Here is a 17,616-nt window from a genome sequence, read left to right as displayed (position 1 = left end):
CAGTTCTATTTTTACTGTTAAACTCATTATCTTGCATTACTTTAAAATATATCACAAAATAATAGTTGTTTGTCCTATAAAGATAACTTTAATTAAAATCAATATGGACTTTAATAGACTCTCAACTTCAATTTTAATATTATTTGCCAAGTTTTATATTATAATTATTATCTTAAGCTTTGTCATCCTATTCCATTTACAATAATTAAGATAAAAAGGTGTGGAGGTTATCATCATGTATCAAACAATTGTTATCGGAGGTGGCCCAAGTGGGGCTATGGCTGCAGTTGCTGCAAGTGAAAAAAATAAATCAGTTTTATTAATTGAAAAGAAAAAAGGTCTTGGACGGAAACTAAAAATCTCAGGTGGTGGTCGTTGCAACGTAACTAATAGACTTCCATATGATGAAATCATAAAAAATATTCCGGGTAATGGTAAATTCCTATATAGCCCTTTTTCAGTTTTTGATAATCTTTCTATTATAAATTTTTTTGAAACCCGTGGAGTCAAACTTAAAGAAGAAGATCATGGTAGAATGTTTCCAGTTTCAAATAAATCTCAAGATGTTGTTGATGTGCTTATTAACCAACTCAAAGAAAATCATGTTGAGGTTAAGGAAGAAACACCAGTTGTCAGTGTTTCCTATGACCATAATTTTAAAGTTAAAACACAAATAGGTGAATTTGAAAGTCACAGTTTAATTATTGCTACAGGCGGTACATCAGTTCCTCAAACCGGTTCTACTGGAGATGGTTACAAATTTGCAAAATCTCTAGGTCATTCTATAACAGAATTATTCCCTACTGAAGTGCCTATCACTTCATCAGAAACTTTTATCAAATCAAATCGCTTAAAAGGGTTAAGTTTAAAAGATGTTAATTTATCGGTCTTAAAGAAAAATGGTAAAAAAAGAGTAAGTCATCAAATGGATATGATATTCACACATTTTGGAATTAGTGGTCCTGCTGCTCTTAGATGTAGTCAGTTTGTTTATAAAGAGCAGAAAAATCAAAAAAAGAAAAATATCCATATGCAATTAGATGTTTTTCCTGAACTAAACGTAGATCAACTATCTCAAAAAGTGAGAAAAATACTTAATGCAGAACCAGATAAATATATTAAAAATAGCTTGCGAGGATTAATAGAAGAGCGGTATTTATTGTTTATTCTCGAACAATCTGGTATTAATGATGAAATGACTGCACATCATTTATCAAATCAACAGTTTCAAACTTTTATTAATCTTCTAAAGACTTTTACCTTTACAGTAGATGGCACACTTCCATTAGACAAAGCTTTTGTGACAGGCGGCGGTATTTCTTTAAAAGAAATAGAACCAAAAACTATGATGTCTAAATTAGTGCCAGGATTATTTTTATGTGGCGAAGTCCTAGATATTCATGGATACACTGGAGGTTATAATATAACAAGCGCATTAGTTACGGGTCATGTTGCTGGAATGTTTGCTGGTGAATTTAAAATAGATCAAAACAAATAATTTTTATTATTAAACTTATCTAGATTGTACATAAACTAATTCATAAATAGTATTTCTTAATATTTCCACAACATAACCACCATTACAATTAATAATTTGTTATTAGAACGTGATAAAGGTATTCAACTCCATTAAATTTATAATTATTATATTTCACATATAGATGGTAAATATTAATAACTACCTTAAATGAACTGATTTAGTATTGAAAAGAATTTACATTTTGCTATTCTTAAAAGACGTATAATAATAGATTAGCGTCGATTTTATATTGAATATCTAAAAATACTCCCTTCAAAGTTTTCATTATATTAATGTCTACTTTGAAGGGAGTTTATCAATTGATATCTCCGGTTTTGTGATTTATAAATTTAGTCATTTACTTTTTTATCTTTTTTCTTTTTACGTGAGGACATGATTGCTAAACCAGATATTAAAGTAACTCCTGCTAATGGTAGTGATTTATCAGCATTTCCTGCCTCTGGTAGAGATTTAATTGTATTATTCTCGGAACTATAACATTGATTAGATTTTTCCGTCATAGATGTTGATGAACGTTGACTACTCAATATTTTATCTTCTCTTATTTGTATTGACTTAAGTTTTTCAATCGTTTCGTTAACTATTTCATCAACTTCTTTATTTGTGGTTACTTTATTAAGTTGACTTAAAGCGTTACTAACAATTTCATTTATCAATGTACGAGCATTTTGTTTCACTCTAGTACTAGCACTTAAATTTGCATTTATCATTTGCTTTACATGGTCTGCTTCTAATTCAATTTCCTTCGATGCTTTAGCTTTTTTACGTACAATTGAGTTTAATTTATCCGCTTCAACTTTAAAGTTTCGGACAATTGTTTCAACTGAAACAAATGTTTCAGCTTCGTCAATCTGTTTATGTGTACGATTGATTAATGCTTTAAGTTTACTTACAAATATTTGTTTTTCTTCGTTAGTCGCTCTAGAAGATATGTCATTAATTTTATCGTCACTATATCCATCAATGTATGCTTTAGCTTCTAATTTTTTATGTGCTTGAATTTCAATCGAGTCTATTAAAGATATACTTTCTTTTAATGCAGCGCTCACTGATTCATTATTTTGAGATTGATGAATATGATTAATAGCTGATTTTAAAGCTTGTTCTAATTCATTGATAGCTGATTGCTTTTCTTCAATAGTAGCTTCTTGACTTTGTTTAAATTTATTTAATTTTTTATCTGCTAGTTCTTGAATTTCTGCTATAGCTTCAGGCTTTTTAATGGCAATGACAGAAATTTTATTAATTTCAGAATTTGCTATTTCTTTAGCTCTATTAACAGCTTCATTTGTTAATGCTTGGTCAATTGAAACATTTGCTTGTGTTAGAGTTGTGTCTAATTGATTTAATGCGATATCTTTTTCTTCTTTAGTCGCTTCTTCATTATCATTAATTAATCCGCGAATAACTTCTGCTTTTTGATGAATTTCATTTCTTGCAGCTGATTTAATTTCAATAACAGGTAGTATTTTAGAAATTTCATCAATACTTTGTTTTTTAATATTTTTAACTTCTTCATTTGTTTGAGCTTTATCTATTGCTTCGGCTATTCTTGCTGCAGTTTTAATTAATTTATCGATAGCCGAGGCTTTTTCTTCAACTGTAGACTCTTTATTATTCTTTATTAAATCACGTTGAGTGTCTAGTTGAATAGTGATTTCATTTAATGCTTGTGGTTTGATAGTTGATATTGGTTTGATTTTATGAATAGCTTCAATCGTTTTGTCTTTAGTATCATAAACTTCTTGATTTTTATTAACATTATTAATTGTAATAAATGAATGATTTACTAATGTATCAACTTGTTTTAAAGCTTCTTCTTTTTCTTCTCTTGTCGCATCACTATTTCCATTAATTCGTTCTCTTTGAATTTCAGCTTGTGCATTGATTTCTTCAAATGCTTGTGGTTTAACTTGTACATCCGCACTGATTGCTTGTAACAATGTTATTGCGTTTGATTTTGTTCCAAGTACTTCGCTATCAGTGTTAGCTTCTCGTATTTTTTCATTTGCATCATCAACAATCGCCTTAACTTTATTCAGTGCAATTTGTCGTTCTTCTTCTGTAGCATATGGCGTATTATTGATAGAGTTGTTTAATTGACTCGCCATACCACTAATTGCTTTTCTGGCAGTTGGCTTTTGAGTTATGTTGATAAATATACTATTTAATTCATTTAATCCAAATAATTCATCTTGCGCAACTTGTATATCTTTTCGGTCTTTTTCAATGGCATTGAATACTAAAGATAATTGTTCTTTTACATGATTAATCGCATCATTACGTTCCTCGTGAGTAACATCTGCAGTATTTTCAAAAGTTTTAATCAATTGTTTAGCAAGTGCATTAAGTACAGAACGTGCTACCGCTTTTGTATCTACACGTGGTAAAATAGTTTTCATTTTTTGGGAAACTTCATTATAAATATCATCAACTTCATTATTTGTGTGCGCAAGACCAATTTGTTTTTTTGCATCTAAAAGTATTTTATTTAACTTACTATTAGCTTCTTGAAGTTCATCTTCAGTTGCATCAGGATAACCATTAATTATAGCTTCTTGAGTATCTGAAACATCATATAATTTTAATATAGCATTTTTCTTTTTATTATATTCTGGTCTGTATTCAGTTATGTTATTCAACCCAGAAGTTTTAGCATTATCTACTTCATTATCTGTATTAGCTTGATTTATAGAATTAATGATTTCTTTAACCTGTTCATCTAAATGTTGTAAAGCATTGTCTTTTTCCTCTTGTGTAGCACTAAATTCTTGCTCTATTTCATCAATTTTGTTTTGTTGCGCTTTAACAATTTCAGCTACTGCATTACGTTTTTTACTAAAATCTGGTCTGAAGTTATTGATTTGATCTAAACTATTTTGCTCAGCATTTTCAACTTGCTGATTAGTTTGAGATTGATTTACATCATTTTTGGCTTTTTCATGAATTTGATTTAACTGATTTAAACCCTCTCTTACTTCATCATGAGTTGCATTTTGTGTTTGATTAATTTCAGTTTTCTTTTTTTCTACTGCGCTTTCAATTTTAGATTTGGCAGTAGGTTTTTTAACTACAAGTGGTTGAATATCTCTAATTGTACCTATACCTTTGTTCTTTTCTACATTCACTTGGTTGGTATCTGGTGCATCCTCAATAGCTTGATTTGTTGTCTCGACAACGTGATTTAAATTGTCACTAGCAACTAATTTTTCTTCAGTCGTTGCTTCATCATTACTATTAATTTGTAGGTTTTTCTGCTCTTTTTCAGCATTTACATCAGCTTTAGCTTTATCTTTAACTGTAGTAGCAGGTAATATATTTTCAATTTCAGCTATTCCGTTTACTACAGTCTTTTCTACATCATCATTGGTTTGACCTTTATCTATTTTAGCTATGGCTTTTTTAAGAACTTCTTGTAGTTTTGCACTTGCTTCCTGTCTTTCTTCAATTGTTGAATTAGGATGAGTTGCAATAGTACTTTGTTGTTGGTTAGCTTTTTCATTTAATCTGTGACGCCCGGTTGCTTTTGTTTGTGGATGTGGTTGAATTTGCTCTATATCTTGAATACTACGTGTTTTCGCACTATCTACATCTTTATTTGACTGTGCTTGATCAATATTTACTTTAGCCTGATTAAGTAATTGGTTTATTTTATTTAATGCTTCAGTTTTTTCTTCATTCGTAGCTTCTTGGTTCTCTTGTATTTCTTGAGTTTGTGAATTAAATGCTTCTTGGATTGCATTTAAAACATCTCGTTTCTTACTAACTTGTGGTACAATTTCCTCGATTTTTGGTCTAGCTTTATCTAAAGCTTGATCAACCTCGTTGTTATGATCTACATTAGCAATTTCATCTGATGTGGAAGTTAGTACATTTTGAAGCAATCTATTAGCTTCAGCTTTTTCTTCTAGTGTTGCATCAGGCGTATTTTCAATAATTTTCTTTTGATTATCAATGAATTGATTTAATTGGTTTTTAACGTTTTGTTTCTTGATAACTTCAACTTGAACAGCGTTAATATTTTGAACAGCTTGATTTTTAATATTATTAACTTCATCAGTAGTGTGCGCTTTTAGGATATTAGCATCTGCTTCTTCTTGAAGACGATCAACTTTATTATTTGCTTCTTCTTTTTCTTCTGCTGTCGCATTTGGTGTTTGATCTATTATAGCGTTTTTATTTTTAGCTTCGCTAGCTAGAGCTGCTAATGCATTAGTTTTGACTGCTGTACTTGGTAATATTTGGCTAATACTCGTGTTACCACTATTTTTAGCATCATTAACTAATTGTGTAGTTGTAGCATTAGTAATATTGTTAATAGCATCAATTTTAGCTACATTAACTCTATCTATAGCGGCTGATTTTTCTTCATTAGTTGATTTATTATTTGCATTGATAGTATCAATTTGACTTTGCGCATCTTGTTCAATTTCTTGTTTAGCATTACGTTTAATTATAGTCTCAGGATGGACCTCAGAAATTTTAGCAATTCCATTATTTTCCGCAATTTTCACATCATTATTTGAGTGTGCCTGTGATACTTGATTTAACGCTTCATTCTTTACTTCTTCTAATTTGCCAAGTGCTATTTGTTTTTCTTCTAGTGTCGCATCTTGATTTTGATTTATTAAAGTCGTTTGTTCCGCAGCTTTTTTTCTAATTATTTCATTAGCCTTTGGTTTTACAATTACAATAGGTTCAACATTTCTTATTGTTTCTAATATATTATTTTTTTCGTCTGTAACATTTTGATTTGCTAAAGCTGCTTGTATTCTATCATTGACTCCATTTGTTTCTTGATTAAGTCTCTCAAGGGCTTCTTGTTTTTCTTCTGTTGTAGCATTTTGATTCTGGTCTATTGTCGACCTTTGTTGACCTATTGCTTGAGCAATGTCTGCTTTAGCTTGTGTTTTAGTTTGAGTTGACAACACAATACGTTGTAACTTTTGCTTACCATCTTCTAAATTCTCATCCACTAACGCATTTGTATTTGCACCATTAATATTGTTACGTGCTTGTGCTAACGTATCATCTATAGATTGTATTGCCGTATTTTTCTCTTCAGTAGTTGCATCTTGATTGGCTCTTATATCTGATTTTTTACTTTCAGCTAGATTAGTCAAAATATTAATGGCATCTTGTCTTTTATGTGCATTTGCATTAATCAATTTAATTGCAGTGATAGCTTGTGCTTTTACGTTATCAACTTGATTATCTTGTGTACTTTCATGAATTTTTTGAATTTGTTCATTTAATTTTTGGGTCACTAATTGCTTTGCAGCCTCTTTTTCATCATCAGTAGCATTACCATCATTACCTATTAACGTCTTTTGATTATTAGCTTCTTGAGTCAAACTATTTATAGCAGTCGGTTTTTTGATCACATTGGGTTGTACACTCTTGATTGTAGCAATACTATTTGTTTTAGATTCATTTACTTCTTGAGTACTATGTGCATTATTAATATTTTGTATTGCTTGTGCTAATCCAGCATTGACTCTATTTGTTGCCTCTTGCTTTTCTTCTTCGGTTGCATCAGGCGTGTTATTAATTTGGATTAATTGTTCTTGAGCTTTGTCATTTATTTCTTGCTTAGCATTTGTTTTAGTTTGAGTTGATGGTTGAATATTGTTTATTTTTTCTAACCCATTGGTTTTAGCACCATTGACTTCCCTTTCAGTATCACTATTTGTAATATTAGATTTGGCTTCAATTTTCGCTTTTTCAACCAGCTTTCTAGCCTCTGCTTTTTCTTCATCTGTTGCATCGTTGTTACCATTGATGATTGTAACTTGTTGCTCAGCTTTTTTATCAATAGCCGTTTTTGCATCTGTTTTAATTGTTGTTGCTGGTATTATGGTAGCAATCTCATTCATGCCGTTATCTTTAGCATTATCAACTTGATTATTAGTTTGCGCTTGATTGATATTTGTTATAGTTTTATTTTTACTAATCTCAAGAAGTCGTTTGGCTTCATCTTTTTCTTCATTAGTTGCATCTTTGTTATTATTAATTAACTCTGTTTGTGAAATAAATTTAGTTTGTAACTCTTGGAGCGCATCAGATTTTCTAGTTGGATTAGCATGAATCGTTTCTAATTCTTGAAGTCCAATATTTTTGTGCTGTTCAACTTCATTGTCACGTCTATCTTGATTTATTAGATTCTTAACTTCATCTCTTTTACCATTCAATCTTTGAATTGCATCTTGTTTTTCTTCTTCTGTAGCATTGGGCGTTGCATTGATTTGACGCTTTAAATCCTCAAACTTTGAATCTAATTCCACTCGAGCGGATGGTTTTTTTGCAACATTTGCTTGAATATTAGTTATCGTATCTATAGCCTCAGTTTTTGCATCAGATACTTGTTGGTTTGTTTGCGCTTGATCAACTTTGTTGTATCCTGCATCTTTAGCTATTTTTAATTTATCTAATGCTTTTTGCTTTTCTTCATCTGTTGCATCTGGTGTAGTGTTGATAGTATTACTTTGCTCATTATATTTATTATCGATACTTTGTTTAGCATCAGATTTTTTGTGCGCATCTGGCATAACTAATTCAATTTCATGAATGCCGTTAGATTTAGCTTGTGCGACACCATTGTTACTATGTTCATTTTGAATTGCTGTTCTTGCTTCATTTGATTTTTGATTTGCCAATTGAATAGCCGCTTCTTTTTCCTCAGTTGTAGCAGTTTGATGCGTTTGAATTTGATTAATCTGTTGCGCGAGTTTTTGATCAATATCTTTTTTTGCTTTTGACTTAACAGCGGTTGCTGGTAAAACGTTAGCTATTTCATTTATTCCTGCTACTTTAGCATTTTCAACATCATTATTTGAAGATAAGGAGTTAATATTATCTAATGATTTTTGTTTTGTAGCGATAACTAAATTGTTGGCGACCTCTTTTTCTTCATCTGTAGCATTATCATTATTATTAATAAATTGCGTTTGTTGTGTTGCCTTTTGTTCGATTGCATTTCTTGCAGACTCTTTCTCAACAACTTGTGCATTAATTCGAGATAAAGAAGTTATCGCGTCGTCTTTGATAGTTTTGACACCTTGGGTTGTATGTTCTGCATTTATTTGTGCTTGAACTCTTGCTAATTCAGCACTTACTCTATTTATTGCCTCTTGTTTTTCTTCATTAGTTGCATCAGGCGTGTTTTGAATATGATTAATCTGTTCATTTGCTTTATTCTGTACTGCTTGTCTAGCTTCAGATTTCACAGTAGTTGCTGGTGTTATATTTTCTATTTTATTTATTCCATTAGTTTTCGCTTCATTTACTTGATCTCTAGTACTATTGCGTTGAATATTATCTTTTGCTTCAATCTTAGCTTCTTCAATTTTACGATTCGCTTCTTGAATTTCTTCATCTGTAGCATCATTTATTCTTTGAATTTTTATTTTCTTATCAGCTGCTTTAATATCAATATCATTTTTAGCATTTCTTTTAATTGATGTATCAGGTGTAATTGCATTTATGCTTTGTCTACCATCACTCACAATACCATCAATTTGATTATTCGTTGTAGCATTATCAATCTTACTAATTACATTTTGCTGTGATGCATTAACTAAATTATTTGCGACTTCCTTCTCTTCAGTTGTAGCATCATCATTATTTTGTATACTTTGTTTATGTTGTTGAACAATATCATTAATCGTAGTTTTGGCTTCTTGCTTTTTCCTAACATTAACTTGTGTATTTTGAATATTTTGAATTCCACTAGTAAGTGCTGTATCCACATTTTGATTTGTTTGTGCTTGATTTATGTCGTTGAGTGCAGTTTCCTTTGCTTGTGTTAATCTAGTTAACGCATCTTGTTTTTCATCTTGAGTTGCATGAGGTGTTGAATTTAACTCAGCTTCTTTTTCTTGGAACTTTTGATTTACTTGGTCTCTAGCTTGTTGCTTTTTAGTGAAATTAGTCTGTATTTTACTGATATTACTTATACCTATATTTAAGGCGTTGTCGACATTTTGATTAGAAGCAGCCTGTGTAATTTGTTCATCAGCTAAATTTTTAGCATCATTCAAACTTTGAATTGCTTTTTGTTTTTCTTCTATAGTGCCTTCATTATCAGAATTAATCGCACTCTGCTTTTCATTTGTTTTAGCAATCAATGCTTGTCTGGCTTGAGATTTTTTTTGAACATTGACATTAGTATGAGTAATAATTTGTTCTGCATTACTAAGTTCTTGATCAACATCATCATTAGAATTTGCTTGGTTGATATGGGTAATGCCATTGGTAACAGCTTGCGAAACAGCACTGACAGCTTCTTGTTTCTCTTCAGTGGTAGCATCAGGTGTTTGAGCTATTGCTGACTTTTTCTCGTTTCCTTTTTGTTCTAATATTGTTTTTGTATTATTTTTCTTAACTGCGTTAGGTTGATCTTGATTAATAGTATTTATGCCATTATTCTTAGCTTCAGAAACTTGCTGAGTTGACTGCGCTTGATTGATAGTTGCTATTGCGGCCTGCTTATGTGCTTCTACTTGATTTAATGCATCCTCCTTTTCTTCAGTTGTTGCCATATTATTTGAATTAATTTGTTGATTTTGTGCAATAGCTTTAGCTTCTACTGCTGCACGTGCATCCTCTTTAATCTTCGTTGCAGGACTAATAGCAGATATGATACCACTTCCAGTTGTTTGTGCTTGATCAACATCTCTATTAGTAGTTGCATTGGTAATATTTTGATTTGCAGTTATGACTGCTTCATTAACTTTACGCTCTGCATCAGCTTTTTCTTCAGTCGTTGCATTATTGTTTGCTTGAATTAAACGTTTTTGTTCATCCGCTTTAGCATTGATAGTTGCTATTGCATTTTGTCTTTTCACTGGAGTTAATGGTACTTGTTGTATCGTATTCGTTCCATTATTTTGTGCTTCAGTGACATCATCATTACCTTGTGCAGTGTTAATATTTTGAATTGCTTCATCTTTTGATCTATTAACAAGTGCGATAGCATCATTTCTCTCGTCTAATGTTGCTTGTGTATTATTGTTGATATCCTTAATTTTTGAATTTGCACTGTTGGTAACTGCCGCTCTAGCTTCTGCTTTTTTAGTTGGATTTGGAACATCTGTAGCTATTAATTTCGTACCATTGTCTCTAGCTTCATTTACAGTGGTATCTGTTTCTGCCTCACCTATTTTGGCGATAGCATCAGATGAATGTGCCTCAACTTGTCTAATCGCTTCATTTTGTTCTTCGGTAGTTGCCTCATGATTGTTACGTATAAGCGTCTTTTGTTGATCTGCTCTGTTATTCACAACTTGTCGTGCATTTGGTTTTGTTACTGGATGTGGAGTATCACTTTCTAGAGTATGTAATCCAGCCTCTTTGACTCTTTCAACACCATCATCTGTAAGTTCATCATCAATGTTATTAGAAATTTCATTTTTATGATTTTCAATTTGATCAACTAATGTATCTTTTTCTTCAGTAGTTAATTCTGTACTATCATATACAGCATCAGTCATTTCTTGAGCTTTATCATTAATTTCTCTCGAAGCACTCACACGATTTATTAGTGTTGTTTGTAATTCGTGTAACAAATCATCAATTTGAGTTTGAGAGTATCTTTGGTTAAAAGGTGTATTGTTTGTTTCTTCATCCAGAACAGTCTGAGCACGTTCTTTCAACTTATTATATTTATTATAAGAAGCAAGTGTATAGTTCGATGGGATGATATCCTTATTGACCTGTTCTGATAAATCGTCTTTATTCATGATGACATTAATACTGAAAGGTGTTTGTTGACCAGTAACAGTATTGTCATTAGTGTTAATGTAATATTCAGAAAATGTCTTATATTTAATTGCTTCATTGAAAGTCACTTCACGTGGCGTTGAGATGTTGACAGGTCTAAGCTTGTATCTAATATTTAGTATTTTATTGGGCAAGAATCTAGCAACATCCTGAGCACTTCTTCCTAAATTTAAACCATTACTACTAAACGTTAAAGTATGATTTTGTCTATCGAAATTAACTGAAAACGGATTTACCGTAGAATTAGGCACATTCCCGTTAACAAATGAAACTTCAGTTGAATTATCAACGTATTCGAAATTTTCTGGTAGTGTTACTTTATAAGTAAGTTCATTTTGACCTATAGCAGCAGCGAAGTTACCATTATTCTCTATACGAGTATTAACTTCAAATTCTTTACCATTCTTTACATTTTTGTTAACTTGTCTTGATTTCACATATAGATGTGAACCAGAATTAACACCAATTGTATCTATAAAAGAATAGTATCTATACCCATCATGTAGCTGTTGAATTCTTTTAAAATCTGAGTGTATTTCGTTCATAGGTAGAAATTGAACTTTTAACCTATGTACGTTATCAGGTAACTTGAATAAACGATATACGCCGCCTCCTTGAATATCAGTTGAAGCAATTTCTTGATTATTTTCTGCATTTCTTAAAACTAATTGAGTTCCACCTTTTCTGTTTTTAGCAGTCATTGTATTAAATGAAAATATTATCTCAGAATTAGGGTTCACTGAAAATTCTTTTTCTATACCGTTGAAACCATCATGATCATTCGGATCATTTCCTTTAATACGTCCTAAGGCTACGACATTATCTATTGCTTGATAATTTTTCGGATCGGCACTATCAAACACGCTTGTACGTTCTAACACACTATTTAATAAACCGACCTTACCACCATTAACCATTGTAAAGCCATTTAGACTATCAACTACCTTTACCTCAGGTCGAGAGCGATTAGTACTTGTCTTAATTCCTAAATCATCAAATGTAATTACAGTGTTAATGCCATTTGGACCTGTATTACTTAAATTTGGATCCGTATTTTGAGTTGTACTTGTCGTGTCATTTCCGCTATTTGTATCTAATGATCTTTTCCCTCTTTTTTTAGGTTTACTTGATGATTCTGTTGTAGCTTTATTTTCTGGAATCGATGAATTTGAATGATTTGAGTTCGTGTGATTTGTTACATCTTCAGATTGGGCTTCAATATGATGTTTAGCCGGCTGATTAACATGTAACCCATCGTCACTCGTATCATTATTTTCATTGATATTGGTATAAGATGCTGTTTGAGCAGATTCAGCTTCTTCAGTATTTATTGCAATTGGTTGAGCGTTATGATTAGGAACATTTTGTGTTTGCTTATTTTCAGTAGATGAAGGTACTGTTTGCCCAGATAATGTATTTGTGGTTTCCTCACTTATAGGATTAGACTGAGATGTGTTTTCTAACCCTCCATCAGATTGAGCTGTAGTGTCATTATTTTGAGAAGGTTCCAGTTCTGATGCTGTTGCTTGCCCCGGATGAGCTAAAAATGCGACTGTAGCTATTAATGCTGAAAAAATACCTATATTAAATTTTCTAATACTAAATTTCTGTTTTCTAAATAGATTCATTAAATTGGCCTCCTAGTTGTAAATTCTTTATGATGTATGTCTAATGAACTTTGAAAAATATTTAAAGTAATGACTCATCCCAATATCGCTCATTTAATCAAACACAACTATTTAAAGTCTTTTTAATTTTATCATCTATATTATTCTAAATCTAGTAGTATAAAAATTTATCTTAATATATTTTTAAATGATATCAGAATTTGTTTTTTGAGATCCACATTGAATTATTTAATGATTTTTATATCAAAAAAAGTACGACTAAGATTTCAAATAAAAATCTTAATCGTACTCAGTGACCACATTTGTGATTTACAGTGTAATTCCAGAATTTACTAGAATAAATTATAAACTCATTTGTATTAATTTTTAATTTAGAATATCGTTATCTACAACTTCGAAGTTCTTTAAATATTATCAATTACAGTACCTTCATCGCCCCATGCATTCATTCCACCTTCGACATTTACAGCATGAACACCTTGTTCTTCTAAATATGAAACTACTTTAGCACTGCGTGACCCCGCTGCACACACAATATAATACGTGTCATTTTTATTGAATTCTTTTAAATTATCAGGAATTTCATCCATAGGAATTGTTTTTGCTCCAGGAATAACACCCATTTCAGTTTCTTCGTTTGTGCGAACATCTACAATGTTAACTGGATTTGAATCTAATATTTTTTTCTTTAATTCATCTACTGTTATTGACTCCATTTAATAGCACTCCTTTAGAAAAATATTATTTAGCAACTATATTAACTAGCTTTTGAGGTACAGCAATAACTTTTTTAACTTCTTTTCCTTCAATACTCATTTTAACATTATCATTAGACAAGGCTAAGTCTTGCATTTCTTCTTTAGATAAATCTTTTGGAATATTGATTTTTGCTCTAACTTTACCATTGACTTGAACTACGATTTCAACTTCATCATCTACTAATAAACTTTCATCAAATGTTGGCCATGGTTGATAAGTAATGGTATTTTCATGCCCTAATCGATCCCATAATTCTTCACCAATGTGTGGTGCAATAGGCGATAACATTTTTACAAACCCTTCGATATAAGGTTTGTAAACTTCATTAGTTTTATAACACTCATTAATAAACACCATTAATTGACTGATTGCAGTATTAAAACTAAGTGTATCAAAATCTTCTGTTACTTTTTTCACAGTTTGATTGTAAACCTTATCAAGTGAATGATTGTTAGAATCTACAATTTTTTTATTGATTGAATTTTCATCAGTAATGATAAGTCTCCAAACACGATCTAAGAATCTTCTAGAACCATCTAAACCTTTTTCACTCCATGCGATCGCAGCATCTAAAGGTCCCATAAACATTTCATATAGTCGTAATGTATCAGCACCATGTGATGCAACAATATCATCTGGATTAATCACATTACCTTTAGACTTACTCATTTTTTCATTGCCTTCGCCTAAAATCATTCCCTGATTGTATAGTTTTTGGAATGGTTCTTTTGTTGGTACAACACCTAAGTCATATAACACTTTATGCCAGAATCTTGCATATAATAAGTGAAGTACTGCATGTTCCACGCCTCCAATATATAAATCAACAGGTAGCCAATGCTTTAATTTTTCAGGATCTGCTATCATTTTTTCGTTATGTGGATCAATGTAACGTAAATAGTACCAGCAACTGCCAGCCCATTGAGGCATTGTATTGGTTTCTCGGCGCCCCTTCATACCTGTCTTTTCATCGATAACGTTTACGAACGCATCTATATTTGCAAGTGGAGATTCACCGGTACCTGATGGCTTAATTTCATCTGTTTCAGGAAGTAGTAAAGGCAATTCATCTTCAGGAACTGTAGTCATTGATCCATCTTCCCAATGTATAATAGGAATTGGCTCTCCCCAATAACGTTGCCTACTAAATAACCAATCACGTAATTTATAATTGACTTTTTTCTCACCAGCACCTTTAGATTCAAGCAATTCTATCGCTTTACTTATTGCCGCTTCATTTTCTAGACCGTCTAATTCTCCAGAATTAATGTGTTTTCCTTCACCTGTGTATGCATATTTTTGAACTTCGCCACCCTCTATAACTTCGATAATTGGTAAATTAAACTTCGTAGCAAATTCATGATCTCGCTCATCATGTCCAGGCACAGCCATTACTGCACCAGTACCGTAAGTTGATAAAACATAATCTGCTATCCAAATAGGTAATTTATCGCCAGAGAGCGGATTAATTGCAAATGTTCCAGTAAACACACCTGTTTTTTCTTTAGCTAAGTCCGTACGTTCTAAATCAGATTTTTTTGATGCTTCATTTTGATACAATTTGACTTCTTGTTCTTTATCACTTGTCGTAATTTCATTCACAAGTGGGTGTTCTGGGCTTAAAACTAAGAAAGAAGTACCATAGATTGTATCTGGTCGTGTCGTAAACACTTCAATATTTTGGTCAGATTGCTCAATTTTAAATGTTACTTTGGCACCTTCTGAACGTCCAATCCAGTTTCGTTGCATGTCTTTAATTGATTCAGGCCAATCTAACTCATCTAAATCTTCTAGTAATCTATCAGCATATTCTGTAATTTTGAGTACCCATTGTTTCATAGGCTTACGATAAACAGGATGACCGCCACGTTCTGATACCCCATCGACAACCTCTTCATTCGACAAAACAGTACCTAATGCAGGACACCAATTGACAGCAACTTCATCAACATAAGCTAACCCTTTATTATACAACTGAATAAATATCCACTGCGTCCATTTATAATATTCAGGATCTGTAGTATTCACTTCTCTATCCCAATCATAACTAAATCCTAATTCTTGAATTTGTCTTTTGAAAGTTTGAATATTTTTCTGTGTAAATTCACGAGGATCATTACCAGTATCTAAAGCATATTGTTCTGCCGGCAAACCAAAAGCATCCCACCCCATAGGATGTAATACATTGTAACCTTGCATTCTTTTATATCGTGAGATGATATCCGTTGCCGTATATCCTTCTGGATGACCTACGTGTAAACCAGCACCAGATGGATAAGGAAACATGTCTAATGCATAAAATTTCTTTTGTCCTAAATTATCATTCGTTTTAAAGGTCTTATTTTCTTCCCAGTAATTCTGCCACTTTTTTTCAATTTCCTTATGATTATAATTCAACACATTTCCTCCTAATTCATAAAAAGACATCTCTACTATTAATGATTTGAAAGGGACGACCTGTGCCGCGTTACCACCCTTATTCGCTAACAGTTAGCGCACTTCATTTTAATAGTAAGAGATGTCTAGTTAAATGTCGTTTATGTTAATAAGTCATTTAGTCCTTAACACTAGCTCTCACCAACACTAGCTCTCTGTAGAAAAGCCTCTAAATGCTTAATACTATACGTGTTTAATATTATTGTATATGGTCAATGAATGCAAGTAGTTAATTAAATATCATTACTTTAATTAAATACCATTCTGATTTCGTCGTCTTCTTGATTGATGTTGATTTTTAAAATTCTTGGGTAACACTTTATCATAGAAACTTAAAAATAACAGTGCAAAACTTAATAATATAATCATCCCAATAAACATCATACTCATATTAAATGTATCTACAAGTATACCCCCAATAAATGGTCCAAATGCTTTACCCACTGTAGATGCTGAATTAACAAATCCTTGGTATTGCCCTTGCTTTCCAACTGGTGCAAGTTGATTTGCTATAGTTGGTACTGCAGGCCAAACAAACATTTCTCCAAAAGTTAAAATGACCATGCCAACTACAAATATAGCAAAGTGATTTGCAAAACTCGTCACTAGGAAAGAACTCATAAAAATTAAAATACCTACAAACATTTGATGTTTTAAATTACCTTTTAATAAGATAATAATTGGTCTTATTAAAGGTTGAGCTACTAAAATCATAATTCCATTAATTGTCCATAATACACTATATTGAGACATTGAAATATTAATTGATTGTGTGAATGAAGCTATCGTTGTTTCCCATTGAATATATGCAATCCAACAAATTGCAAACATTGCACATACTAGCATCATAGCAGTAAATCGTTTTTTATTTTCTTTGCTTTTTAAATCTATCGAATCTTGTGGTTTAAATTTAGCATTAATCTCTAAATTGAACTGTGTAATCGCCACGATGGCAAAAAGTACATACATAATGAGGTTTGCCATAAAAATATAATTGAAACTAAATTCAGCCACAAAACCTCCTAATGCCGCGCCTAAAGCAACCCCTATATTTTGTGCTAAGTAGATAGCATTAAAAGTTTGTCTTCCTCCATTAGGCCAAACGGCACCTGCCATCGCATAAATAGCAGGAACTATCATTCCGCCACCAAATCCAAGTAGTACTAACCAAATTGCATACCATGGCCAGCCATGAAACAAGTTGAGTAATGTGGTACTACATAAACACGTAAATGTACCTATTAAAATCGTTTTGTAACCACCAAGTTTATCAAACAAAAAACCACCTAACAAATTACCTACAACCATTCCAAATGAATTAATCATCAAAACGATACCTGCAATTGTTAAACTCTTATGAAGTTCTTCCTTCATGAAAATTGTATTTAAAGGCCACAAAAAACTGGCGCCGGTTATATTAAGTGCCATACCTATAACTAGCCACCATACTGATTTAGGTATATTCATATCATG

General features: G+C 31.8%; 5 protein-coding genes. 1 reads left to right on the top strand and 4 read right to left on the bottom strand.

Going from position 1 to position 17,616, the window contains the following annotated elements:
- The first annotated feature begins 235 nt into the window (after nucleotides 1–235).
- Entirely contained in the window at nucleotides 236–1,498 is a 1,263-nt protein-coding gene (locus tag AC1Q7N_RS09055; protein ID WP_001830813.1) for a BaiN/RdsA family NAD(P)/FAD-dependent oxidoreductase, read from the top strand.
- Nucleotides 1,499–1,869: 371 nt separating this feature from the next.
- On the opposite strand, the gene AC1Q7N_RS09050 is transcribed toward AC1Q7N_RS09055, so the two are convergent.
- The 4 genes from AC1Q7N_RS09050 to AC1Q7N_RS09035 form a co-directional block, all read right to left on the bottom strand.
- Nucleotides 1,870–12,948: a SasC/FmtB family protein gene (locus AC1Q7N_RS09050; protein ID WP_145376426.1), complete on the bottom strand. Its 11,079-nt coding sequence runs from the start codon at nucleotides 12,946–12,948 to the stop codon at nucleotides 1,870–1,872.
- 404 nt (nucleotides 12,949–13,352) lie between these two features.
- Entirely contained in the window at nucleotides 13,353–13,664 is a 312-nt protein-coding gene (locus tag AC1Q7N_RS09045; protein WP_001830891.1) for a rhodanese-like domain-containing protein, read from the bottom strand.
- 25 nt (nucleotides 13,665–13,689) lie between these two features.
- Nucleotides 13,690–16,107 (bottom strand): leucine--tRNA ligase, encoded by a 2,418-nt coding sequence (leuS, locus tag AC1Q7N_RS09040; protein ID WP_001830785.1) that lies wholly within the window; start codon nucleotides 16,105–16,107, stop codon nucleotides 13,690–13,692.
- A 288-nt stretch (nucleotides 16,108–16,395) separates the two neighbouring features.
- Nucleotides 16,396–17,610: an MDR family MFS transporter gene (locus AC1Q7N_RS09035; RefSeq protein WP_002456450.1), complete on the bottom strand. Its 1,215-nt coding sequence runs from the start codon at nucleotides 17,608–17,610 to the stop codon at nucleotides 16,396–16,398.
- Nucleotides 17,611–17,616: the final 6 nt, after the last annotated feature.

The sequence above is a fragment of the Staphylococcus sp. GW823-FHT05F06 genome, assembly GCF_058795495.1.
This window is presented reverse-complemented; position numbering and strand designations above follow the sequence as displayed.